This is a genomic window from Devosia epidermidihirudinis, assembly GCF_000971295.1.
Classification (GTDB): Bacteria; Pseudomonadota; Alphaproteobacteria; order Rhizobiales; family Devosiaceae; genus Devosia; species Devosia epidermidihirudinis.
Window position 1 is genome coordinate 286,400 of the sequence record NZ_LANJ01000016.1, and the last position, 21,860, is coordinate 308,259.

A 21,860-nucleotide genomic window follows, 5' to 3' on the forward strand; every position below is an offset into this window, starting at 1 on the left:
AAGAGTACCCCCACCTAACCTCCCCCTGAAAAGGGGGAGGAACCCGCGCAGTGGGTTTCCGCGATAGTGCTTCAGGCACAATCTGTCCCTCCCCCTGTTCAGGGTGAGGCTAGGAGGGGGTACCCTTCTCTTTTCTGCGCGAGAGAAGCAGCCGCACGCTTCTCCCCCTTATCCCCGCTCGCTCACCCAGCCGGATACTCCTCGCCCAAAGGAGTTCCCCATGGATCACACGCCCCGCCTGTCGCTGCCCTTCATCATGCCCAGCCAGGCGCAAAAGCACATCACCCACAACGAGGCCATTCAGGCGCTCGATGCGCTCGTCCAGCCGCTGGTCGAAAGCCGCACCATCACCGCGCCGCCGACCAGTCCAGTCGAAGGCGAAGCCTATCTCGTGCCCGCTGGCGCGACTGGCGTCTGGGCCGGACACAGCGACCAGCTCACCGCCTTCCAGTCCGGCACCTGGATGTTTTACGATCCCGCGCCCGGCTGGCAGGTCTATCTCAAAGCTGACAAAGCGCTGCTGGTGTTCGATACCAGCGGCTGGGTGCCGCTGGCCGCGCTGGGTGCGGCCCTGCCCAAATTGGGCATCAACACCAATGCCGACACCACCAACCGTCTGGCCGTGGCCTCAGCGGCAACGCTGTTCAACCATGCCGGCAATGGCCATCAGCTCAAGCTCAACAAAGCGGCGACCGCCGATACGGCGAGCCTGCTCTACCAGACCAATTTCTCCGGCCGCGCCGAAATGGGCCTTGCCGGTGACAATAACTGGCGCCTCAAGGTTAGCCCGGATGGCTCAACGTGGGTCAACGCCATCACCGTCGACGCCGCCACCGGAGTAACAACCCTCGCCGCATCCCTCCGTCCCGCTACCGACAATGCCCTAACCCTGGGCGCATCGGGCGCGCGCTGGTCCGCCGTCTGGTCCGCCACCGGCACCATCCAGACCTCCGATGCCAGACAGAAAACCGACATCGCCCCCACCGATCTCGGCCTCGATTTCATCTGTGCCCTCACCCCGGTCAAATACCGCTGGACCACCGGCACCCGCACCCATTACGGCCTCATCGCCCAACAGGTGCAGGCGGTGCTCGATGGCAGGGATTTCGCCGGACATATCCTTGGCGACCCCGGTGATCCCGACAGCGAACAGGGTCTGCGCTATGATGCGTTCATCGCGCCACTGATTGCGGCTGTGCAAGAGTTGGTTGGGCGGGTTGAAGCGCTGGAGAGCAAGCATACCCCCACCTAGCCTCCCACTCAAAAGGGGGAGGAATTCGTCCGGTGCTCGGGCGAACACGATCTGTTCCTCCCCCTGTTCAGGGGGAGGTTAGGAGGGGGTACTCTACCCCACGCATTAAGCCCCAACGCGCTCCGTACCATTGAGCACACCCAGCCGCGAGATCATGCGGGTCAGCAGCATTACGCCAAAGAATGCGGAGATCCCCACGGTCACCAGCTGAAATGTCCCGTTGCTCAGCAGCTCTGGCGACACGTTGGCCGCGACGGTTTTGACATAGCGGATGGTAAAGGCGCTGAGGATCACGGCCAGCGATGTCCATTCCCCCGCCAGCAGCAGGCGGCCGCGTCCGGCGGGAACCGATGGATAGCGCCGTTCAAGCGACAGCCCGGCGGCAATGCCACCCAGCGCGCCCAGTCCGACACCGGCGATCACGGCCATGCTCAGCCCCGAGCTGAGGATGGTGTAGGCCGACAGCGCCATCAGCAGCAGTGGAAACAGCACCAGACCGCGGATGCCCACTTCGCGGGGCTGCATCTGCTTGATGCCGCGCCAAATCAGCAGCGCCAGAATGATCCAGACCCAGGAGGGCGTGTGGCTGACAATGTCGAAAATAGTGGGTGTGGTCTGGTCCATTTTGCGTCTCCGAACTGTGTGTGTCCGCCGGGGGCGGGCTTGTCGAAAACCGGTGTCGCGCTATGCTCGGCCCATCGCAAACGCGATTGCGCCAATCGAAAGCCTGCTTCGTGAACGGATCCCCTTTGCATTTGGCGCTGCGTGAAATGCAGGCCGTTTTCACCTCACCGCGCACGTTGGTGAGCATGGCCGCCGCCGTGCTGCTGCTCGGCCTGTCTGGGCCCTTCGGCACGCTGGAGAGTTTTGATGCGGCGACGCGGCTGGTCTATTGGCTGGCCGTGGTGGTGTTGAGCTACACCCTGTCGCGCGCCGTTGCGGTGGCCGCCATGACCAGCCTTGCGCCGCGCATCACGCAGCTGCCGCTCCGGGTTACGCTCTCGGCGTTCATTGCCAGCCTGCCGGCGACGATCGTCGTGGCGCTGGTCAGTCTCGTCGCCTATAGCAGCGGTGATCAACCCTCGTTGGTGCGGCTCTGGCTCTATTGTCTTGCGGTGGCCTTGGCGCTGGTCTCGGTGATCGCTGTCACCGAGCGGAGTGCACCTGTCGCCGAACTGGCCCTGCCTGCCGCGCCGGTACAAGCCGCCATCCTGCAGCGCCTGCCGCTGCCGGCGCGCGGCAAGCTCAGCCACATCTCGGTGCAAGATCACTATGTCGATGTGGTCACTGATCGCGGTCGTGCGCTGATCCTGTTGCGCCTGTCCGATGCGATGCGTGAAACCGAAGGCGTGCCGGGTCTGCAGATCCACCGCTCCCACTGGGTGGCGCTGGACGCGGTGCGCAAGCCGCTCAAAATAGATGGCAAGCCCATGGTCGAACTGGCCGACGGCACACGCCTGCCGATCAGCCGCAGCTTTCTACCCGAGGCGCGCGCCGCAGGGCTTGTCAGCTAGCCAGCCGGTTCTCGATGATCACGCCGACGCTTTCGCATTCCCGCGCGATCTCGGCAATGAAGTCGGACAGCATCTCGCGCTCCAGCGCCGCCAGCGAGCGCACCACAATGGCCGTGTCGCGGTTGAGTGGCTCGAAATTGGTTGGCGCAATCTCCACCAGCCGCCCCGCCTTCACATCATCTGCGATCGCCGAATTGACAAAAAAGCCCAGTCCCTCGCCCTTGAGCGCCAGACGACGCGCCGGGCCGGTGGGCAGTTCCACGCTGGTTCGTGCCAGCCGCACCAAAGCCGAAGCCGTCTCGGGTTCGGCCTGCCACCAACGCAGCGAGATCACGCGCGGCACCAGCGCCAGCACATCTTCGATGCTCGGCTGGCTTGGCAGCTTGGCGGCAATTTCGGGCGCCACCACCAGCGGCACCCGCTCGCGCATGATCAGCAGCGGCACCAGATCGACGACCAGCGGATCAAGATTGGGCCAGCATAGAATGCCCATTTCCACATCGCGCTCATGCAGCATGGCGGCAATTTGCGACTGCCGCCCTTCCATTACCACCACATCGACGCTGGGATATTTCTCCTGAAACCGCAGCAGCGGCTCGGTGATCAGCGGCGAAACCAGGCTGCGCAGCGAGGCAATGGCGATCCGTCCGCGCTCGACCCGGCGCAGGGCCTCGCGCCCCTCCTGCGCCGTGCCGATAATGCGGCGCGCAAAGGGCAGAAAGGTCATGCCCTGATCGGTCAGTGTCACGGTGCGCCCGCGCTGAAACAGCGTCACGCCCAGCAATTGCTCGAGCGCCCGAATGCGCATCGAGGCGGTGGCCTGGGTAATGTTGAGATAGGCGGCGGCGCGGGTAAAGCTCTGATCACGAACGATGCGGTCAAAGGTGCGAAGCTGGTCGATATCCATCGAAAATGCTTATGCTGGCGGAAGTATTCTGGGCACTTTCCAGCCTAGCATCAGCATTTACGATCAGGGAAGCGGGATGCGTGCATCCCAGCCATTCCCCTATCCGGCTTTGTTGCGCTCGCGCGAGGCTTCGGCGTCGGCTTTCTTGGCCGCCCGGGCGCGTTTGGCCGCCTGCACGGCATCATCGCCCAGATGCGCGCCGCCGCGCTGACGCGCCAGGTCCATCTGCTTTTGTCGCTCGGTGGCCGCCGCGTGCTTGGCCGCGTCATCCACGCAATGGGGACATTTGACGCCCTCGACATAATCCTCATGGGCGCGATCATCCGCCGTCAGCGGATGGCGGCAGGCCCGGCACAGCGTGGCATCGCCTTCGACCAGCCCATGGCCGACCGAGACGCGCTCGTCGAACACAAAGCACTCCCCGGCAAAGCGGCTCTCGGCTTCGGGCACCACTTCGAGATATTTCAAAATGCCGCCCTTGAGGTGGAACACTTCCTCAAAGCCCTGGCTCAATAAATAGCTCGACGCCTTTTCGCAGCGAATGCCGCCGGTGCAGAACATGGCAACCTTCTTGTCGCGCGCCGGGTCGAGGTTCTGGGCCACATAGTCCTTGAACTCGGTAAAGGTCTGCGTCGCCGGGTCGAGTGCGCGCTGGAATGTGCCCAACCCCACCTCATAGTCATTGCGCGTATCGACCAGCACCACGTCATTGCGCTCGATCAGCGCATTCCAGTTTTCCGGCTCGACATAGGTGCCAACCTGCTTGCTCGGATTGGCCTCCGGCGCGCGCAGCGTCACGATTTCGGGCTTGAGCCGCACCTTCATGCGCAGGAACGGCATCTCCGCCGCGCTCGAATACTTGACCTCGGCGCCCGCCAGCCGCCCAGCAAAATCGGGACCAGCAAACAGCATGTCCGCCAGCGCATCGATATCAGCGTCCGTGCCCGCCACCGTGCCATTGATGCCCTCGGGCGCCAGGATCAGCGTGCCCTTGATGGCGTGGGAACAGCAGAACTTTGCCAGGATCGGCTGGAGGGCCTCGGCATCTGGCAGGTCGGCAAATTTATAAATTGCCATGACCTTGAAGGGCTGGGCGGACTGGGGCAGGTTGGATGTCATATCAATCTTCTGCGGGCACATTGGCCTGCTCTTAGCACTGCATGCGCGCAGCGTCACGCATGGGCAAAATACAAAACTTAGGGAGGTCGCCATGACCTATCGGGCCGATACGTCGCGCTATGACAGTATGCAGTACCGCCGCTCCGGCAAATCGGGCCTCAAACTCCCTGTCATCAGCCTGGGCCTCTGGCAGAATTTCGGTGGCACCCGCGACTACCCCAGCGCCATGGAAATCCTCGGTTATGCTTTTGATCAGGGCATCACCCATTTCGATCTCGCCAACAATTATGGCCCGCCCGCCGGCTCGTCCGAAGAGCTGTTCGGCCAAGTGCTGGCGCGTGACTTCAAGCCCTATCGCGACGAGCTGATCGTCTCGACCAAGGCTGGCTACAATATGTGGCCCGGCCCCTATGGCGAGTTCGGCAGCCGCAAATACCTGCTGGCGAGCCTTGACCAATCGCTCAAGCGCATGGGGCTCGATTACGTCGATATCTTTTATTCGCACCGCTACGATCCCGAGACCCCGCTCGAGGAAACCATGGGCGCGCTGGCCCATGCCGTCCGCACCGGCAAGGCGCTCTATGTCGGCATTTCAAGCTATCCCGAAGCCGAAACCCGCAAGGCTCATCGCATCCTCAAGGAAATGGGCGTCGCCACGACGATCCACCAGCCCAGCTATTCGATGATCAATCGCTGGATCGAAAACGATCACACCATCGACACCTGCGGCGAACTGGGCATTGGCATCATCGCCTTCTCGCCGCTGGCGCAGGGCGTGCTCTCGGGCAAGTACAATTCGGGCGACAAGTCGGGCACGCGTGGCGAAAACCCCAATGGTTCGCTCCGGGCCAGCCATATCGAACCGCGCGTCCTCGCCGCCGTCGACAAGCTCGGCGAGATCGCCAAGTCGCGCGGCCAGTCCATGGTGCAGTTGGCGCTCAGCTGGGCCCTGCGCCGCAAGGAAATGACCTCGGCGCTGGTCGGCGTGCGCAATCTGGAGCAGCTCAAGGACAATCTGGGCGTGCTGAATAATCTCGACCTCAGCGCCGAGGAAATCGCCGCCATTGATGCCGCGACAGCAGACGGCCAGATGGAACTCCACCCCCGCCCCAGCGGCTGGCTGCGGTAAGGGGGCGGGGCAACCGCCCGTTCCCCCCATCGTCACCAACCGGCTCGTCCGGGTGGTCCATCTTTCTCCCGTGCGGGGGCATGGATTGCCCGGACAAGCCGGGCAATGACGATGGTTGGGGGGACAGTGTGCGCTCCCCACCCTCGATCGTCACCCTCGGGCCTGAAGGGTTCGTCACTTGGAGAATGTCCGGTAAGACCGCAAGGCGGCCCCCGCTGACCCCTCCCCCATCGTCACCACCCGGCCCGTCCGGGTGGTCCATCTTCCTCCATGCGGGGCATGGATTGCCCGGACAAGCCGGGCAATGACGATGGTTGGGGGGCAGTGTGTTTCCCACCCTCGATCGTCACTCTCGGGCCTGACCCGAGGGTGACGATCCTGTGGAGGAGGCCAGTTCGGCGTCGCTCCACTCTACCGATGCAGAAACCGCTCCATGCCAAAAGGCTTGATGTCGATCGCGGTTTCTTCCCCGGTCATGGTCTGCGCCAACAGCTCACCCGTTGCCGGCCCCAGCGTGAAGCCGTGATGCGCGTGGCCGATCCCGACGAACAGGCCCTCATGGCGCGGGGCCTTGCCGATGATCGGCATCATGTCGGGGGTGCAGGGGCGAGCGCCCTTCCAGGGCTGGGCGTCGACCCGTTCGCCCAGATCGATCAATTCGCGGGCTGACTTCTCCGCCTTGTCGAGTTGGACCGGCGTTGGCGCCGCGTCGCGCAAGGCAAATTCGGCGCCAGTGGTCAGGCGAATGCCGCGCGCCATCGGGGCGAGGGCGTAGCCAACCTCTGGGTCCAGCACCAGGGTATTGAGCTTGGCGCCCTTTTTGGTGTCGTAGTGCATATGATAGCCGCGCTTGACGAAGAGCGGCAGGCGGTAGCCGAGCTTTTCCAGCACATCCGGCGCCCATGGGCCCAGCGCGATCACCGCCTGTTTGGCACTATGGCGCACGCCGTCCACGGTCGCCGTCCAGCCGCCATTGTCGGGCTCAAGCGCGTTGGCGCCGCCCGAGACAAATTTGCCGCCCAGCCGCTGGAACAGTTCGAAATATTGCGTCACCAGTGCGCCGGGGTCGCTGACCGTCCACGGATCGGTCCAGTGGATCGCGCCCGCGAGGCCGCCCTTGAGCGCGGGCTCCATCTGCTTGAGTTCGGGCCATTCCACCACGCGGTGGGAAATCCCGAAGCGGTCGTGATCTTCCTGCGCCTTGAGCGCTTCGGCCCGCAGCTTCTTGTCGGTGCGGAAGGCGAGCAACCAGCCGCTCTTGCTGACCAGCGCCTCGGCCTCGGGGCCTGCCTGGGCCATAAGATCTGCATGGGTCACGATCGAACGACCGATCAGCGGCGCATAGCTCTGCACCACCTTGGCGTAATGGTCCGGCGAGGATTCCCACCAATAGCGCAGCAGCGCAGGCGCCAGCTTGGGCAGGGCCAATGGTTCATAGCGCGCCGCGGTGGACAGATGCAGGCCCACCTGCATCAGCATGGCCAGATCGCGCGGAAAGGCATGCGGGCGCACGCCCTCGCGCTGAATGATGCCGGCATTGCCAAAGCTGGTTTCGCGGCCCGGCTCGCGCCGATCAATCAGGGTGACGCTCCGGCCGCGACGCAGCAGGTAAATGCCGGTGGCAACGCCAACAATACCCGCTCCCAGAATGATGACGTCGTCCATAAAAGGCATGCTCCCCCGCAGTGATACAGCAGGATGCTAGCATAGCCTGTTTGCCGCTTTTGTTCATATCTGTGGCATTGCCAGCGCTGAACGCCAGTTTCATCCGGCAATTGGCCACTTTTGTGCAAATTTATGCTGACTTTGTCTGACGATGCGCGCAGCTCTGATTATGTGCGGCTCTGATAGACATAGCCGCGCACGCTGGCCGGCACCTCGACGTCCAGCCATGCGCGGAAGGCGCGCAGCTTGTTGGTTTCGCGTCGGCCCTTGGCGGTGGCCAGCCAGTATCCGTTCGGCCCCTCGAACGGCATCTCGAACGGGCGCACCAGCCGCCCGTCGCTCACCGCATCCGCACTCATCATGTCGACGGCCAGCAAAACCCCTTGCTCGGAAATAGCCGCGTCAAAGGCCAGCGATGGATCGGTATAGGTGGGGCCCGGCAGGCAGATATTGGGATCGACCCCTGCCATGGTGAACCACTTTTCCCAGTCCAGCATGCTGGTCGCGTCATGGATCATTGGCACCTTGGCGAGATCGGCTGGGCTCGTCAGGAGCGGCGCGATGCGCGGCGCACACACCGGCTGGAACGATTGTCCGCCGATCATACTGGTTGTGATGCCTGGCCAGCGCCCTGTGCCAAAGCGAATGCCGCAGTCGATATCGGGGCGGCTGAGATCAACCATGGTCCCCGTTACGGTCAGGCGCACTTCTATATCGGGGTGCAGCGTGGTGAACTTGTTGATGCGCCAGATCAGCCAGCGCGAGGCAAAGACAGCACCCACGGTCAGGTTCAGCACATGCTCGTCGCTGCCCTTTAAGCTCCCCAGCCCATCCTGCAGCGCGGCAAAGCCCGCGGTCAGCTGCGGCAATGCCTGTTTCAGCGCAGGCAGGGGGCGTAGCCCCGCAGGGGTACGCTCGAACAATTCCATGCCCAGCCGCTCTTCGGCGCGGCGCAAATGCTGGCTCACCGCGCCGATGGTAACGCCCAATTCTTCCGCAGCAGGCGCCAAAGCCCCGCGCCGGGCCACGATCTCGATGGCGCGCAAGGCATTGAGGGGAATGGGAAATGGGTTTGCCATATAGTTTTTCTACAATGGCTGTCTCACCTTGTCCATTGCGGACCACCAGCGCAAGGCGCATCTAGGCCTCATTCATCCATGACGACCCATAAAGGAGGTCACAAAATGTCAATTCTTGCTGCTCTCCTGCGACGCCTGTCGACCGCTTTTGCCGGTGCTGGCGCTACGCATGAACCAGAGATGATGAGCCAACGCGACTGGGCGGACTTGCCGGCCTACCATCCGGTTTCTGACCGCGCGCCGTGCTGAGGCCATAATCGGACGCTTGAAGGGACGGGTTGACGCCCGTCGCCCTTCAGGAGTTTCCGATGATCCGTCCCCTTGCGATGTTTGCCGTGCTTGCCATCGGCCTGTCCCCGGCCCTGGCGCAGGAAGCCGTTCTCACCCAGCCGGCCCCCGAAGATATCGTGGTCAATCCATCCGCGCCGACGGCCCAGCCGCCCAAGCGCGCCAATATGCTGACCGGCATCTATGCCACCAAGGCCGTGATCGAGCTGTGCGCGCTCACCATCGATCCCAAGGTGCTGGCAGCCATCGATTCCGACACCACCAATCTGCAGACCTCGATGGGCATCGATGCCGCCACCGGTACGACCGCCTATGAACGGGTCAAGGCTGACGTCGAAAAGACCAAGCCAGATTGTGCCGAAGGCAGCGCCGATCGCGCCAGTGTGGATGCCGTGACTGGCCTTTACGCACAAAAGGCCGCAACGGCCACCGTGCCGCCAGCAGAAGCCGCCGCTGCAACACCAGCGCCCGTCGGCACCGAAGCGCCGGCTGCGCCCAAGCCATAAGGCGAAGGCCCTCGGTCACCCGGGGGCTTTTTCTATTCGCAGAGCTGCGCCGTACAGGTTTTGCCGTGGCAGCCCAGATCGACATGCAGATGGTCATGATGTTCGGCATTGGCCTCTGGCCCCAGCGTGGTCGTGAACCCGGCGCAGGCCGCGTCATGGGCTAGCCGCAGTAGCCGTCCCTCTGGCTTGGCCGCCGGTTTCCAGTTGGCGGTGACGTCGATGGTCTTGCCGTCCTCCAGGGTAAACCCGGTCACATCCACCGCGTTGGCAAAGCCATGTTCGGAGGTGAAGCCCGCGTCCGCGTTGTTCCGCTTGCGGCACATATAGCTGGTGCCGGTCTCCACCTGTGCCAAAGGGCTTCCCAGCATGGCTTCGGCATAGCCATCTACCGTGGCGATCCAGCCGGGCAGGGCGCTCGCCATGGCGCAATTGGTGGTGATGGGCGTCGAGAGTGGCACCATGCGGCCTCGGCTCAGAACGGCCGTCACCTTGAGCGGCGAGCGCTCGCCGCACGCGCCTTCGCTCAGCGGCGGCAGGGCCTCGGCCTCCACCAGTCCCATGATCACTGCCGGGCACGCCGTTTGGTACACCCGATCATCCTGCGCCGCAGGCTCAACGTCATCGGATGCAGGAGCGGGGGTAGTCGCGGTCGGGGCAGTGTTCGGCGTTGTCTCCGCCTCAGCCTCGTCCGCGGTTTCCTTTGGCCGGGGTCGCGGCAGGGGCGTTGCAGCGTCCTCGGTCACATCATCCGCCGTGGGCTCCACCGGGCGGGGCCGTGGCACCGGTGCTGTTTCCGCGCGCGGCACCGACTTTGGCGGTGGTTTGGCACTGGGTGCGAGTTGGTCCAGCATGTCCTGAAACGAGCCGAAAAGGTCCTGCCCGACCGCTGGCGGGGCCAGCAGCAATGGCAGGGCAATGAGCAGGTGAATGAGCTTGGCCATCCCCCTTAACGCACGAACCTGCAAAAAGGCTCGTTTTGCCCCTCTTAACCTGCGCTAAACCATCTTTGCGGGCTTGAGCGGTTCTGCTATCAGCGCGTCATGACAACGCCGCTCAAAAACATCCGCAATTTTTCCATCGTCGCTCACATCGACCATGGCAAGTCCACGCTAGCTGATCGCCTGATCCAGATGACGGGCGGGTTGGACCTGCGCGAGATGAAGGAGCAGGTGCTTGATAATATGGATATCGAGCGCGAGCGCGGCATTACTATCAAGGCGCAAACCGTCCGGCTGAGCTATAAGGCACAGGATGGCGAGGACTATATCCTCAACCTCATCGACACGCCCGGACACGTCGACTTCGCCTATGAAGTCAGCCGCTCCATGGCCGCCGTGGAAGGTTCGCTCCTGGTTGTCGACGCCTCGCAGGGCGTTGAAGCCCAGACGCTGGCCAACGTCTATCACGCGCTCGACGCCAATCACGAGATCGTTCCGGTCCTCAACAAGGTCGACCTGCCCGCAGCCGATATTCCGCGCGTCAAGCAGCAGATCGAGGACGTTATCGGCATCGACGCGTCCGATGCCCTGGAAATTTCGGCCAAGACCGGCATCGGCATCGACACCGTGCTCGAGGCCATCGTCACCCGCCTGCCGCCCCCCAAGGGCGACATCACGGCGCCGCTCAAGGCGCTGCTGGTCGATAGCTGGTACGATACCTATCTGGGCGTTGTGGTTCTGGTGCGCATCATCGATGGCACCATGAAAAAGGGCCAGAAGATCCGCATGATGGCGTCCGGCGCCGTTTATGAGCTGGATCGCGTGGCCGTCAACACGCCCAAGCTGGTCGAAGTCAAGGAACTGGGCCCGGGTGAGCTCGGCGTCTTTACCGCGTCGATCAAGGAAGTGGCCGATACCAACGTTGGCGATACCATCACCGACGACAAAAAGCCCACTGCCGAGCCGCTGCCCGACTTCCGTCCGGCCCAGCCCGTGGTGTTCTGCGGCCTGTTCCCGGTTGATGCATCCGACTTTGACGAGCTGCGCGCTGCCATGGGCAAGTTGCGCCTCAACGACGCCAGCTTCTCCTATGAAATGGAAACCTCGGCCGCGCTGGGCTTCGGCTTCCGCTGCGGTTTCCTCGGGCTGCTGCATCTGGAAATCATCCAGGAGCGCCTCAGCCGCGAGTTCAATCTCGATCTGATCGCGACCGCCCCTTCGGTGGTCTACGAAATCGCCATGACCAATGGCGACACCATCATGCTGCACAATCCGGCCGATCTGCCGGACGTGATGAAGATCGAGGAAATCCGCGAGCCCTGGATCAAGGCGACGATCCTGACGCCCGACGAATATCTAGGCTCCATTCTCAAGCTCTGCCAGGATCGCCGCGGCATCCAGCGCAATCTGAGCTATGTCGGCAACCGTGCTATGGTGGAATATGATCTGCCGCTCAACGAAGTCGTGTTCGATTTCTATGATCGGCTGAAGTCCATCTCCAAGGGCTATGCCAGCTTTGACTACAACCTGGCCGATTATCGCCCCGGCGATCTGGTCAAGCTGAGCGTTCTGGTCAATGCCGAGCCGGTCGATGCGCTCTCCATGCTGGTGCACCGCACCGTGGCCGAAAGCCGTGGCCGCATCATGTGCGAAAAGCTCAAGGAGCTGATCCCGCCGCATCTGTTCGTCATTCCGATCCAGGCGGCCATTGGCGGCAAGATCATCGCCCGCGAAACCGTGCGCGCCATGCGCAAGGACGTGACGGCGAAGTGCTATGGCGGCGACGCGACGCGTAAGCGCAAGCTCCTGGAAAAGCAGAAGGCCGGTAAGAAAAAGATGCGCCAGTTCGGCAGCGTCGAAATCCCGCAAGAGGCGTTCATCAAAGCGCTCAAGATGGGCGACGACTAGGTCCACGCTGCGCCCAAAGCGCCAGCATCCACCGATCACATTCTGCGATGCCGGGAACAGCCTTCCCGGCATTGGCGTTTCTCCTCCAGCGAACTTTTTTGCGGAGAGGAAAGTCAATGACGACCAAACGCGAAATTCTCGATCTCGAGCGGAAGTTCTGGACCACCATGGCCGGCGGCGAGCACCAGCAATCGGCTGGGCTCTTGACCAGCAAGGCCGCCATGACCGGCCCCATGGGCACGCATACCTTCAGCCCCAGCGAATATATCAAGATGAGCGAAGGCAGCTCGTTTTCCATCGAGAACTGGGCCATGAGTGAGGAAGATGTGTTCTTCCCCACGCCCGACAGCGCCGTTTGCATCTATCGCGTCAAGCAATCGGTCAAGAATGGCGGCAAGACGGAAAAGATGGACACCATGGACACTTCGGTCTGGGTGCGCGATGGCGACGGCTGGAAGTGTGCCCTCCACACCGAAATGCCCAACCAGACCCACTAGCCCCCGTCGCGGCAGGGCCAGCAACCCAGCCCCGGCATCCACCAACGCGGTCCCCGGAGCCAATCCGAGGGCCGTATTCTTTCGCTAGCCGGCAATGGGGCACACCCTCTCCCAACTGCTGGGTTATTCCGACCCAGTCCCGAATCCACGCCCGACCAGCCGCACCACCATCGCGTGAGCGGTCAAAGCCCAGCACGAGCCGCGCCCCCAATGTCATCCCGGCGCAGGCCGGGATCCATGCTGAAGGCTCACCTCGATATGGATCCTGCGGACAACCAAGGATCTGGATTCCGGCCTGCGTCGGAATGACCCCGCGCAGGAAGCTGCCGTAGCTCGACGCCAGAGTTCGCCCCGCAACCAACCCAACCACCACGCTGCCCTCGGGCCCGACCCGAGGGCCACCATCACCTCGCACCAAGCCGCAGGGGCCATCGGATCACGTCCGAGGGCAGCCTGGTGTTTGGGATGCTGCGTGATTTTCAATTCTAGGAACCGACCTCCCAGTCGACGCCCTCCCCCTTGCGGGGAGGGAGCGCAGGCGCGGACGGATTTGTATGCTCTCTAAGCGCGTAGTCCAGATAGCGGCAAGACTAAGCCCCGCCCCCACCACCGCGCTGCCCTCGGGCCTGACACCCGAGGGCCTCTATCCTGCGCACCAAGCCGCCAATGGCCCTCAGGTCAAGTCCGAGGGCAGCCCCGTGAACCGGATGCCGAAACTACGTGCGAAGGGGGGTATCACTGATTGTTACGCGGTCGGCCGCGTCCTTGACCCCTAATTTTTCAAGAACTTTGACAAAGCCTTCGGCGATCCCATCTGGGAACTCACAGGGTCCAACAATAATTCGCTCCAGAAGTTCTGGAACGGAGATTCCAATGTCCGGAATTTCTTTTGGGTTTTCTAGTTTTAGTTTGAGAACATTTTGTGGACTGCCGCTCACGGACTCTACGTCCTGTTCAAGAACGCCGATATTATGGTGCCCAAGAATGTGCAACATCCTCCACTCCTGCTCCTCGGCAAAGCCACGATGCTTTTGAGAAATAGAATAGGCAATGAGCGTTTGGAATAGCATGTGCGAGAGCCAGTTGATGTCGACCTCGCGCAGAAATTCTTCATTCGCTCTGACGCGGGCGGGTAGCGTTCGCATGACTTCAAAAAAAGTATTGCGATCTTGGTAAATTACCGGCGTTGAAAAAACTCCCAGTGCATCAGTAAATCGCGCCATAGTATGAGTCCGAATGACCAGCGCCACAGGTGCTGCACCTCGGCCATAACCTCGCCACATCGATAGTCGGCCGATCTCGTTCTCATGCTGGTGATGCATTGAGAGGCACGTGATATAAGTCTGGTTCTCGATGTGACCGATTATCCCGTTGAACTTGTTTATCACTTGCTCAACCAAGTTCGGTTGGATGGCGTTTAATGCTGAAATGAAGTCAGCCCGTCCAATGTCTGGCTCGTTAGGTGCAAAGAAGCGCCGAAGCATGCCTAAACCGTGCTGGACTTCGCTGAAGTCATTCATAAAGCGCACATTGCGCAACCAGATTTGCTGCCCCTTTAGTATCCGCAATGCGTTTTCGGCAGTTGTATAATGGGCGAGTAATTGGCCTTTTTCATTGAGTTCTTCTCTTAGAAGAGCTGCCTGAGGCATGAAGATTGCAACTAATCGTTCGAAAATCTCATGATCGTCCATGCTGTGACGAACGTCCTACTTCTTAGTCGGGGGAGTTGGAGGAGCTGGAGGTGGCGAACTCGGCACGCCCACAAGAGGATGGGGTTTGCTTTGCGTTGGACTAAACGGTGGTCGCACCATGAAATTACCTATTTCTCGGGTGTGGAGGTGGCGAACGAGGTATGTTGGGCCATGAAGTCGCGCCTGGACGCGCTTTACCTGCGCCCTTCTTATCTAAGGCGTCAGTTATTTCTCAGCTGGCGGTTTGGGTTTGGACATAGGAGGTGAGACGCTTATCGCGCCATGGGTTTGAATACTCGCCCCCGGAATGCCGACGCGATTAGTTTCAACCTGGAGCGAAATAACCTGTGTCAGGCCGGTTCTGGGTTTGCTCACTTTGGTCACCTGTTCGCCAGGGGTGGAGAAGAAATCGCAGGAGCAGGGCATGGTGCATAAGGAGATGGAATTCCATCTGGGTTATAGGGCTTAGAAGGAGATGAAGAGCGGCTCATGCAGTTGCTCCAAGGTTGTTGAAACAGAAGATCAATAGGGCGGATAGACCAGACATGAAGAAAATGAAGGCGCTGATGTTCAGTTGGCTTGTTATAGTCCGCCATATATTCGCATGAGGGATTTCGGCGTTGCCTAATAGATAATTTTTGTCCCAGGAGTTGCGCTCAGTTTCCATGTCTTTCCAACTGGTCCAATATGACAGCAAGTTAGTAAGCATTGTGGCGGCGAAGGCCAGCCACGAAAGAGCTAGAATAGGCTGCAAATGTATCGGCCCATCGCCGATGAATGTGTCAACGAAGAGAGCAGAAGCGCCAAGCGCTCCAGTTGAAAGGAGAATAAGCGTTTTATCAAAAAGACCAATTTGTGCGATCCCAAGCTCCACAAGACTCTTGCGGTGATCAAGGTAAAGCTGACGGTCGATCAGTTCAGTCGTTTCGGACTTATCGTTGCTCATAGTATTACAGTAATCTGATTCACGCTTTAGGTCATGTTTCCGTTTCGTTCCTAACAGCTAAATGGCGTGCTCTTCTTCTTTGGGAAAAGATGCGCAATCACCTGCCGCATCATGGTCTGGGGTGTCAGTAGCAGGCAAGCCGCCAATGCCAAATTCTGTGCCTTCGGGAAGGCTATGCCCACGCAAAGGCCTCGTTGGCCAAAACCTAATCCCCGCCCCCATCACTCCGCCTTACCCTCTTCTGTCCGCCCGCCCGAACAGGAGCCCCGCAAAATGCCCCACCACAAAGCCGATCCAACCACCACCCGCATGCTGGCCGCGCGCCACGAGGCTCTGTGGCTCAAACTTACCGCGCTGCATGGCCAGATCGCCGCCGTCGCCACCAAACGTCCGCAGACGCCCGTTTCCGCACACACCATTGGCGTGGCCGAAGCTCTGTTGCGCGAGGCCATGCCCTTTATCCCCAAGGGTGATCCCCTGCCGATGGCAGCGCCCGATCATGGTGGGTTGCTGACCCAGCTGGGGCAGGCGCTGGCGGCGATGGATTATTGGGAGGCGAGCCGCTCGCGCTGGGATGATCAGGCCAAGGCCTATCTGTGGCAGGTCAAAGGCGATCCGCCGCTGCCGGTGCGGCGCTTGCGGCCCAAGCTGGTGGGGCCTGCCAGCGCCGAAGCCGATCCGGCGCGCGAGGCAAAAATGCTCGATCTGCGTCAGAAGCTTGCCAAGCGCATCGAGCAGTTCAACAACCGCTAACTCATTATCCAGCTTATCCCCCACCCCGCGTGCCGCGCTATTCTTGGGCCATCGGTCCGGGATGCTTGTGGTACTGCAGCGACCAGTAGCCGGGACGACAGTCGGGAGGGCAGGGGTCGCGCTCCGCCCTGGGCTGCGTGGCTTTGATGTTCGGGCATGGGGCTACGGCGCCATGCTGGGGTCTTGTGCCGCCTTCCGAGAAAAACCCGGCGCTCCGAGGCGATGTTCGTCTCCTTCTTCTCCCTCCCAGAGACGGTCACCGCCTCGGAGCTCCACTTGTCCTGCCGGGTCCGGCGGCGTCTGCGCCGACCGGCGTTTCGGCGCGTCCTTGTGGGGGGAGGCCGGGGGTGCTACACTGGCTTTACGTTTTCAGCCTTCCAAGGCGACCTGATCCTCCCGACACTTGTGCCGGTTGCTTGGCGATCCCCGAAATTTGCGAACGTTTAGGCCCCGTGCGCATGTTGCCACGGGGAATTGCTCGTTCGCACCTGCTTCCGGGCCTCGCTACAAGGGCGTTTCGCCAAATGATCAACGGTACTGTAAAATTCTTCAATTCCACCAAGGGCTTCGGTTTCATTCAGCCTGATGATGGCTCCAAGGACGCATTCGTCCACATCTCTGCTGTCGAAAAGGCCGGTCTGTCCGGCCTCAACGAAGGCGACAAGGTGTCCTACACTGTGGAAACCGGTCGCGATGGCCGCGCCAGCGCCACCGATCTGCAGGTTCTCTAAGCCAAAATGGGCCGCCTCCGGGCGGCCCTGCCTTTGGAGGGCACCCCATGCACAAATACCAGATTGGCGACGTGCTCGATCTGCTGCCCATGCGCGGCAGCAGCCTGCGCCGCGCCGGAGAATGCAAGATCATGGCGCTGCTGCCCTATGAGGGCCACGCCGTGCAATACAAGGTGCAGGCCACCGCCGAGACGCACCAGCGCATCGTCAGCGAAAACGATCTGCGCGAAACCGTCTGAGACGGGCGATTGCGGGGAGCGCTTTTGGCGTTACAATCCCCGCTCCTCCCTCAGGCAGTATCATGACCACATTATCCGATTTCACGCTTCCGCTTCTCGATGGAACGCCCCAGTCGCTCGCCGCCTATGAAGGCAAGCTTGTGTTGATCGTCAACACCGCCAGCAAGTGTGGCTTGACCCCGCAATATGAGGGGCTCGAGGCGCTCTGGCGTACCTATCGCGACAAGGGGCTGGTGGTGCTGGGGTTCCCCTGCAACCAGTTCATGGGGCAGGAGCCCGGCAGCGCCGAAGAAATCGCCGAGTTTTGCTCCATCACCTATGATGTGAGCTTTCCTCTGTTCGCCAAGATTGACGTCAACGGCGCCGATCAGAGCCCGCTCTATGCCTGGCTCAAGGCCTCAGCCCCGGGGATTTTGGGCACGGAAGCGATCAAGTGGAACTTCACCAAGTTCCTGATCGGGCGCGACGGCACGGTACTGGAACGGTTCGGCCCCGAAGTGCTGCCCGCCGATATCGCCGGGCCCATCGAAAAGGCGCTCTAGTCGAAGTCCTCATCCGGGTAGACGCCCCAGAGTTCTTCCTGGTGCAAATAGCCCGAATAGGTGGCCGAGCGCTGGTCACCCTCCTGGTGCGTAGTGCTGACCTCGCACCAGGTGCCATCACACTGCTTGATGGTGACGCGCAGGCCCGGTCCCAGCCGGGCGCGCACTGTGGCGTCGTCAGAGCGATTGGCCAGCAGCGGGATATCCCCGTTGGCGATCAGGGGCGTAACATAGCCGACGCGTGTGCCCGACAACAGGTTCTGGTGCACCCAGCCCTCTTCGCCATCCGCATCGCGGATCTTCCGCCAGGTGTCGAATTCCTGGACGATCTCGACCGGCAGGCCGGATTTGAGGTAGGTCCACGCCACTTCATACTTGGTGCCGGGCCCGACGCGGACATTGATCGGGGTCGAGCGGGTCGAGGCAAAGCGCGGCAGTTTCAGCCCGCTTGGATTGTCTGCCTGCGCAAATGCGGGCGCCAGCGAGCCAACCATGACCAGAACCACCAATAGCAGTCGCGTCATCAGGCGATGAAAATGCGGGAAATGACGGGTGCGCCGTGCGCGTAAGGTCTCGTCGAACATGACTTTGCAGAAAAATGGAATTGCCCTATCAGTACTGACAGAACCTTAATGGTCGCTGAAAGGGTGGTGCTTATCGCCCTTGGCCGCCTCGCCTCTGGACCGCATGACCAGCCATAAACCCAAGATACTCGTGACACGGCGCCTGCCCGAATCCATCGAGGCACGCATGGCCACCCTGTTTGAAACCGACGTCAACGAGGCGGACGTTACCTTGTCGGGCGACGACATTCTGGCCGGGCTTGATGGCAAGGACGTGCTGGTTTCCTCGATTACCGACCGCATTGACGCTGATTTGATCCGCCGCCTGCCCAAATCGGTGCGGCTGATCGCGCAGTTTGGCAATGGCGTCGACAATATCGACGTTGATGCAGCGCTGGCTGCAGGCCTCACCGTCACCAATACTCCCAGCGTTTTGACCGAAGACACGGCTGATATGGCCATGGCCCTGATGCTGGCGCTGCCGCGGCGATTGGTCGAGGGCACGCAGATGCTGGTGCGGGATCGCGCCTGGGCCGGCTGGTCGCCAACTTCTATGCTGGGCCATCGCCTGCGGGGCAAGGCGCTCGGCATTGTCGGCATGGGTCGTATCGGCACGGCAGTGGCCCAGCGCGCCAAAGCGTTCGGGCTCAACATTCACTATTACTCGCGCAATCGTCGTCCGCCCGGCGTCGAGATGCCGCTCGAGGCGACCTATTGGGACGATCTCGATGCTATGCTGGGTGCGGTCGATATTGTCTCGCTGCACACGCCCCATACCCGCGAGACGTTCCATATTCTGTCGGCTGAGCGCATGGCGCTGATGCGGCAGGGCAGTTTCGTCGTCAATGTCAGTCGCCCTGAACTGGTCGATGAGGCCGCGCTTGTCGCTGCCATCGAGGACGGGCATCTCAGTGGGGCCGCGCTCGACGTGTTCGACAATCGCAACGGCATTAATCCGCGCCTTTTGGCACTGGCTGAGGCCAACAAGGTCGTATTGACCGCCCATATGGCGTCGGCAACGCTCGAGGCCCGCATTGAGATGGGCGAGACGGTGATCGTCAATATCCGCACCTTTATGGATGGCCATCAGCCGCCGCATCGCCTGCTGCCCGGATGACAATGCACTGGCTCTGATTGACGCCGGGGCGGCAAGGGCCTAATTCCCCCATCCATGAGCAAAGACAACAAATCTACCGGTCCTACCCAGCGCATGCTGCGCGTTGGTGAACTTGTGCGCCACGCGCTGGCCGCCATGTTCGCCCGCGGCGATGTCGAGGATGACGCGCTGCGTGGCGCCGTCATCACCGTGCCCGAAGTGCGCATGACCAATGACCTCAAGATCGCCGACGCCTATGTGATGCCACTGGGCGGCCAGCATGCCGAGGAAATCGTCGCGGCACTGAACCGCAACCGCAAGTTTATCCGTGGTCGCGTCGCGCCTCAGCTGAACCTGAAGTTCGCGCCCGAACTGCGCTTTTTCGTCGATGACACCTTTGAAGAAGCCAGCCGCATCGACGCGCTGCTGCGCTCGGACAAAGTGCAGCGTGATCTGCAGGCTGACGACGAGGATGGCGAAGAGTCTTGAGCGCGCCAAAACGCGCCAAGCGCGCCATCTCGGGCTGGGTCGTTCTCAACAAGCCCTACAACATGACCTCGACCCAGGCCGTGGGCAAAGTGCGGTGGTTATTCAGCGCCGCCAAGGCGGGGCACGCCGGCACGCTTGATCCCCTGGCCACCGGCATTTTGCCGATTGCGCTGGGCGAGGCCACTAAGGCTGTGCCGCAGGTGCAGGACGGCACCAAGGTCTATCACTTTGCAATTCTGTGGGGCAGCGCCACAACGACCGATGACGCCGAAGGCGAGGTCGTCGCGACCTCTGACGTCCGACCCGATCAGGCGGCCGTGGAAGCCATCCTGCCGCGCTTTACGGGCACCATCATGCAGCGGCCGCCGATTTATTCGGCGCTCAAGATCGATGGCGAGCGCGCCTATGATCTGGCTCGCGCTGGTGAAACCGTTGAGTTGGCCGAGCGTGAAATCCAGGTCGATGAACTCAACCTGATCTCGCATGATAGCGAAAAGACCGTTCTTGAAGCGGTGTGCGGCAAGGGCACCTATGTGCGGTCGCTGGCGCGCGATATCGCCGAGGCGCTGGGCACGCGTGGTCACGTCTCCATGCTGCACCGTGCTGCTGTCGGCCCGTTCAATGATGCCGATGCGCTGACCATCGATCAGCTCGAAGCGCTGGAGCAGCCAGAGCGCGATGCGCTGCTCAAGGGTGTTGCCGCGGGCTTTTCAGATCTGCCGGAAATCCGGCTCGACGCGGCTCAGGCCAGCGCCGTGCGCCATGGCAATACCGTGCTGCTGACCGGGGCGGGGTCGCCGATCACGCTGGATGAATGCTGGGCAAGCTTTAAGGGCGAAGTGCTGGCAACGGGGTGGGTCGAATTCGGCCAGTTCCGCCCCAAGCGGGTCTTCAACTAGGCTTCTGAAATGCAAAAGGCGGGGAGCAATCCCCGCCTTCTTTGTCTTCACCGGTGGATGAAGAACACAATAATCAGGACCAGCCAGATCGGCACGCCCAGGAGCCAAAGGCCGAGAGCTCTAAACATGGATAGTCTCCTTTCCTAGAAGCGACGGAATACGTCGGCAAACACAGTGTTTTCGTCGCGATGATTGCCACCCTTCTGGGCTGCCCAAAAGGCGCCGATGGCCGAGACAAGCAGCGATGCTGCAATCAGGAAGGCGCCGATAATGCTGACATTGCGGGCAATGCGGGCTGCCTCGATTGCGTCCTGACGGGCCTTTTCGACATTGGCTGCCACCGTATCGACGCGGGCCTGTGCATCAGCCTGCGAGAGACCGGTATTGGCTGCCACGACATTGGCGAGATAGGTGCGGTCGTCTGCACTTACAGTGCCGTCACCCAAGGCGGCCTGAACGAAGATACGCCCTGCTTCATCGCGTGCCGTGGTGGCTTCGACCGGCTGGGTCGAGCGGAACAGGGTATCGATGAAATAGGCGTTCGGATCGACCGCGTCGCTGGCAACATTGGAGGCAGCCGTGGTGACGGTTGCGGCGGCACCACCTACAACGCTGGCGGCCGCGCCAACACCACCAACGGCGATGATTGCGCCGATGATCGCCGAACCACCCCACACCAGAAGGCCATGTGCGCCATCGCGCAGATCGCTTTCATCTTCGGTGGCGTCGAAATAACGACGACGCAGGCGTCCGGTCAGATAGCTACCCGCCATAAAGCTGGAGATTTGCACCCATAGGAACCAGCTGGCTGCTGCGATGCCGACAAAGATCGGCGACACGCCGCCGCGATCATTGAGGTCGATGAAGTTCAGGCCGACGGCCGATCCAAAGCTGATCAGGACCAGAGAAATGGCTGTTGCGAGGACAATACCGGCAATGATAGCGGGCCAATCGACATAAGACGATTGGTCGCGATGGGTTGCTGGCTCTTCGATGATGGTAACGCCCGCGGGCGCGTCAATAGTCATGGCGGCGGCTCCTGTTGTTCTTGATTTGGATCGGGCCCTGAAAGATCAGTGCAGACCGATGAACGACAGGATGGCCATGAC

At 61.5% G+C, this 21,860-nt stretch carries 24 protein-coding genes; 14 read left to right on the forward strand and 10 right to left on the reverse strand.

Annotated features, from left to right (window positions below; all coding sequences use genetic code 11):
• The first annotated feature begins 220 nt into the window (after positions 1-220).
• Positions 221-1,252 (forward strand): DUF2793 domain-containing protein, encoded by a 1,032-nt coding sequence (locus WH87_RS18985; RefSeq protein ID WP_052726462.1) that lies wholly within the window; start codon positions 221-223, stop codon positions 1,250-1,252.
• A gap of 105 nt (positions 1,253-1,357) precedes the next feature.
• Here WH87_RS18985 and WH87_RS18990 read toward each other — a convergent pair whose 3' ends face one another.
• Positions 1,358-1,876: a DUF6622 family protein gene (locus WH87_RS18990; protein ID WP_052726461.1), complete on the reverse strand. Its 519-nt coding sequence runs from the start codon at positions 1,874-1,876 to the stop codon at positions 1,358-1,360.
• Positions 1,877-2,022: 146 nt separating this feature from the next.
• Between WH87_RS18990 and WH87_RS09745 the strand changes: the two genes are divergently transcribed.
• A complete protein-coding gene (locus WH87_RS09745) occupies positions 2,023-2,766 on the forward strand; it encodes a LytTR family DNA-binding domain-containing protein (RefSeq protein WP_046139802.1) in 744 nt (247 codons plus the stop codon).
• Here the strand turns inward: WH87_RS09745 and WH87_RS09750 are convergent.
• Both WH87_RS09750 and trhO read right to left on the reverse strand, forming a co-directional pair.
• Positions 2,759-3,673, reverse strand: a complete 915-nt coding sequence (locus tag WH87_RS09750) for a LysR family transcriptional regulator (protein ID WP_046139313.1) — start codon at positions 3,671-3,673, stop codon at positions 2,759-2,761. The two genes, WH87_RS09745 and WH87_RS09750, sit on opposite strands and share 8 nt — an antisense overlap.
• 99 nt (positions 3,674-3,772) lie before the next feature.
• Entirely contained in the window at positions 3,773-4,792 is a 1,020-nt protein-coding gene (trhO, locus tag WH87_RS09755) for an oxygen-dependent tRNA uridine(34) hydroxylase TrhO (RefSeq protein ID WP_082092645.1), read from the reverse strand.
• Between the two features lie 91 nt (positions 4,793-4,883).
• Here trhO and WH87_RS09760 point away from each other — a divergent pair, with 91 nt between their 5' ends.
• Positions 4,884-5,921, forward strand: coding sequence for an aldo/keto reductase (locus WH87_RS09760; RefSeq protein WP_046139312.1), 1,038 nt, complete (start codon positions 4,884-4,886; stop codon positions 5,919-5,921).
• Between the two features lie 411 nt (positions 5,922-6,332).
• On the opposite strand, the gene WH87_RS09765 is transcribed toward WH87_RS09760, so the two are convergent.
• Both WH87_RS09765 and WH87_RS09770 read right to left on the reverse strand, forming a co-directional pair.
• A complete protein-coding gene (locus tag WH87_RS09765; protein ID WP_046139311.1) occupies positions 6,333-7,586 on the reverse strand; it encodes an NAD(P)/FAD-dependent oxidoreductase in 1,254 nt (417 codons plus the stop codon).
• A gap of 167 nt (positions 7,587-7,753) precedes the next feature.
• Positions 7,754-8,665 carry a LysR substrate-binding domain-containing protein gene (locus WH87_RS09770; protein WP_046139310.1) on the reverse strand — a complete coding sequence of 304 codons (912 nt, stop codon included), beginning with the start codon at positions 8,663-8,665 and terminating at the stop codon, positions 7,754-7,756.
• 105 nt (positions 8,666-8,770) lie between these two features.
• On the opposite strand from WH87_RS09770, the gene WH87_RS19600 reads away from it, so the two are divergent.
• Entirely contained in the window at positions 8,771-8,914 is a 144-nt protein-coding gene (locus WH87_RS19600) for a hypothetical protein (RefSeq protein ID WP_156458179.1), read from the forward strand.
• A gap of 59 nt (positions 8,915-8,973) precedes the next feature.
• Positions 8,974-9,459 carry a hypothetical protein gene (locus WH87_RS18995; protein ID WP_052726459.1) on the forward strand — a complete coding sequence of 162 codons (486 nt, stop codon included), beginning with the start codon at positions 8,974-8,976 and terminating at the stop codon, positions 9,457-9,459.
• A gap of 32 nt (positions 9,460-9,491) precedes the next feature.
• Here the strand turns inward: WH87_RS18995 and WH87_RS19000 are convergent, their stop codons facing one another.
• Entirely contained in the window at positions 9,492-10,400 is a 909-nt protein-coding gene (locus WH87_RS19000) for an extensin-like domain-containing protein (protein ID WP_052726458.1), read from the reverse strand.
• Between the two features lie 99 nt (positions 10,401-10,499).
• Between WH87_RS19000 and lepA the strand changes: the two genes are divergently transcribed.
• The gene (lepA, locus tag WH87_RS09785) at positions 10,500-12,305 is read left to right on the forward strand and encodes a translation elongation factor 4 (RefSeq protein WP_046139308.1); all 1,806 of its coding nucleotides are present in this window, start codon (positions 10,500-10,502) and stop codon (positions 12,303-12,305) included.
• 116 nt (positions 12,306-12,421) lie between these two features.
• A complete protein-coding gene (locus WH87_RS09790) occupies positions 12,422-12,802 on the forward strand; it encodes a nuclear transport factor 2 family protein (RefSeq protein WP_046139307.1) in 381 nt (126 codons plus the stop codon).
• 716 nt (positions 12,803-13,518) lie between these two features.
• On the opposite strand, the gene WH87_RS09795 is transcribed toward WH87_RS09790, so the two are convergent.
• Both WH87_RS09795 and WH87_RS09800 read right to left on the reverse strand, forming a co-directional pair.
• Complete coding sequence (locus WH87_RS09795) at positions 13,519-14,493, reverse strand: DUF2971 domain-containing protein (RefSeq protein WP_046139306.1); 975 nt, start codon at positions 14,491-14,493, stop codon at positions 13,519-13,521.
• A gap of 487 nt (positions 14,494-14,980) precedes the next feature.
• Entirely contained in the window at positions 14,981-15,439 is a 459-nt protein-coding gene (locus WH87_RS09800; RefSeq protein ID WP_046139305.1) for a hypothetical protein, read from the reverse strand.
• 273 nt (positions 15,440-15,712) lie between these two features.
• Between WH87_RS09800 and WH87_RS09805 the strand changes: the two genes are divergently transcribed.
• The 4 genes from WH87_RS09805 (at position 15,713) to WH87_RS09820 (ending at position 17,704) form a co-directional block, all read left to right on the forward strand.
• Positions 15,713-16,192 carry a hypothetical protein gene (locus tag WH87_RS09805; RefSeq protein WP_046139304.1) on the forward strand — a complete coding sequence of 160 codons (480 nt, stop codon included), beginning with the start codon at positions 15,713-15,715 and terminating at the stop codon, positions 16,190-16,192.
• Positions 16,193-16,716: 524 nt separating this feature from the next.
• Positions 16,717-16,923 (forward strand): cold-shock protein, encoded by a 207-nt coding sequence (locus tag WH87_RS09810; protein WP_046139303.1) that lies wholly within the window; start codon positions 16,717-16,719, stop codon positions 16,921-16,923.
• 47 nt (positions 16,924-16,970) lie between these two features.
• A complete protein-coding gene (locus WH87_RS09815; protein ID WP_046139302.1) occupies positions 16,971-17,162 on the forward strand; it encodes a hypothetical protein in 192 nt (63 codons plus the stop codon).
• 62 nt (positions 17,163-17,224) lie between these two features.
• A complete protein-coding gene (locus tag WH87_RS09820; RefSeq protein ID WP_046139301.1) occupies positions 17,225-17,704 on the forward strand; it encodes a glutathione peroxidase in 480 nt (159 codons plus the stop codon).
• Here WH87_RS09820 and WH87_RS09825 read toward each other — a convergent pair.
• Entirely contained in the window at positions 17,701-18,228 is a 528-nt protein-coding gene (locus WH87_RS09825) for an SH3 domain-containing protein (protein ID WP_046139799.1), read from the reverse strand. The two genes, WH87_RS09820 and WH87_RS09825, sit on opposite strands and share 4 nt — an antisense overlap.
• A gap of 163 nt (positions 18,229-18,391) precedes the next feature.
• Here WH87_RS09825 and WH87_RS09830 point away from each other — a divergent pair, with 163 nt between their 5' ends.
• The 3 genes from WH87_RS09830 to truB are packed head-to-tail and all read left to right on the forward strand — an operon-like array spanning position 18,392 to position 20,751.
• Positions 18,392-19,384 carry a 2-hydroxyacid dehydrogenase gene (locus WH87_RS09830; protein WP_046139300.1) on the forward strand — a complete coding sequence of 331 codons (993 nt, stop codon included), beginning with the start codon at positions 18,392-18,394 and terminating at the stop codon, positions 19,382-19,384.
• 54 nt (positions 19,385-19,438) lie between these two features.
• Positions 19,439-19,852 (forward strand): 30S ribosome-binding factor RbfA, encoded by a 414-nt coding sequence (rbfA, locus tag WH87_RS09835; protein WP_046139299.1) that lies wholly within the window; start codon positions 19,439-19,441, stop codon positions 19,850-19,852.
• Positions 19,849-20,751 carry a tRNA pseudouridine(55) synthase TruB gene (gene truB / locus WH87_RS09840; RefSeq protein ID WP_046139298.1) on the forward strand — a complete coding sequence of 301 codons (903 nt, stop codon included), beginning with the start codon at positions 19,849-19,851 and terminating at the stop codon, positions 20,749-20,751. Before rbfA ends, truB begins: the two co-directional genes overlap by 4 nt.
• Positions 20,752-20,894: 143 nt before the next feature.
• Here truB and WH87_RS09845 read toward each other — a convergent pair whose 3' ends face one another.
• On the reverse strand, positions 20,895-21,779 hold the full coding sequence (locus WH87_RS09845; RefSeq protein ID WP_052726456.1) for a 6TM ABC transporter family protein: 885 nt from the start codon (positions 21,777-21,779) through the stop codon (positions 20,895-20,897).
• Between the last annotated feature and the right edge of the window lie 81 nt (positions 21,780-21,860).

Excerpts from the sequence above, each read along its gene's own strand:
- WH87_RS18985 (WP_052726462.1), top strand. The coding sequence starts at position 221 with ATGGATCACACGCCCCGCCTGTCGCTGCCCTTCATCATGCCCAGCCAG.
- WH87_RS18990 (WP_052726461.1), bottom strand. The coding sequence starts at position 1,876 with ATGGACCAGACCACACCCACTATTTTCGACATTGTCAGCCACACGCCC.
- WH87_RS09745 (WP_046139802.1), top strand. The coding sequence starts at position 2,023 with ATGCAGGCCGTTTTCACCTCACCGCGCACGTTGGTGAGCATGGCCGCC.
- WH87_RS09750 (WP_046139313.1), bottom strand. The coding sequence starts at position 3,673 with ATGGATATCGACCAGCTTCGCACCTTTGACCGCATCGTTCGTGATCAG.
- trhO (WP_082092645.1), bottom strand. The coding sequence starts at position 4,792 with ATGACATCCAACCTGCCCCAGTCCGCCCAGCCCTTCAAGGTCATGGCA.
- WH87_RS09760 (WP_046139312.1), top strand. The coding sequence starts at position 4,884 with ATGACCTATCGGGCCGATACGTCGCGCTATGACAGTATGCAGTACCGC.
- WH87_RS09765 (WP_046139311.1), bottom strand. The coding sequence starts at position 7,586 with ATGGACGACGTCATCATTCTGGGAGCGGGTATTGTTGGCGTTGCCACC.
- WH87_RS09770 (WP_046139310.1), bottom strand. The coding sequence starts at position 8,665 with ATGGCAAACCCATTTCCCATTCCCCTCAATGCCTTGCGCGCCATCGAG.
- WH87_RS19600 (WP_156458179.1), top strand. The coding sequence starts at position 8,771 with ATGTCAATTCTTGCTGCTCTCCTGCGACGCCTGTCGACCGCTTTTGCC.
- WH87_RS18995 (WP_052726459.1), top strand. The coding sequence starts at position 8,974 with ATGATCCGTCCCCTTGCGATGTTTGCCGTGCTTGCCATCGGCCTGTCC.
- WH87_RS19000 (WP_052726458.1), bottom strand. The coding sequence starts at position 10,400 with ATGGCCAAGCTCATTCACCTGCTCATTGCCCTGCCATTGCTGCTGGCC.
- lepA (WP_046139308.1), top strand. The coding sequence starts at position 10,500 with ATGACAACGCCGCTCAAAAACATCCGCAATTTTTCCATCGTCGCTCAC.
- WH87_RS09790 (WP_046139307.1), top strand. The coding sequence starts at position 12,422 with ATGACGACCAAACGCGAAATTCTCGATCTCGAGCGGAAGTTCTGGACC.
- WH87_RS09795 (WP_046139306.1), bottom strand. The coding sequence starts at position 14,493 with ATGGACGATCATGAGATTTTCGAACGATTAGTTGCAATCTTCATGCCT.
- WH87_RS09800 (WP_046139305.1), bottom strand. The coding sequence starts at position 15,439 with ATGAGCAACGATAAGTCCGAAACGACTGAACTGATCGACCGTCAGCTT.
- WH87_RS09805 (WP_046139304.1), top strand. The coding sequence starts at position 15,713 with ATGCCCCACCACAAAGCCGATCCAACCACCACCCGCATGCTGGCCGCG.
- WH87_RS09810 (WP_046139303.1), top strand. The coding sequence starts at position 16,717 with ATGATCAACGGTACTGTAAAATTCTTCAATTCCACCAAGGGCTTCGGT.
- WH87_RS09815 (WP_046139302.1), top strand. The coding sequence starts at position 16,971 with ATGCACAAATACCAGATTGGCGACGTGCTCGATCTGCTGCCCATGCGC.
- WH87_RS09820 (WP_046139301.1), top strand. The coding sequence starts at position 17,225 with ATGACCACATTATCCGATTTCACGCTTCCGCTTCTCGATGGAACGCCC.
- WH87_RS09825 (WP_046139799.1), bottom strand. The coding sequence starts at position 18,228 with ATGACGCGACTGCTATTGGTGGTTCTGGTCATGGTTGGCTCGCTGGCG.
- WH87_RS09830 (WP_046139300.1), top strand. The coding sequence starts at position 18,392 with ATGACCAGCCATAAACCCAAGATACTCGTGACACGGCGCCTGCCCGAA.
- rbfA (WP_046139299.1), top strand. The coding sequence starts at position 19,439 with ATGAGCAAAGACAACAAATCTACCGGTCCTACCCAGCGCATGCTGCGC.
- WH87_RS09845 (WP_052726456.1), bottom strand. The coding sequence starts at position 21,779 with ATGACTATTGACGCGCCCGCGGGCGTTACCATCATCGAAGAGCCAGCA.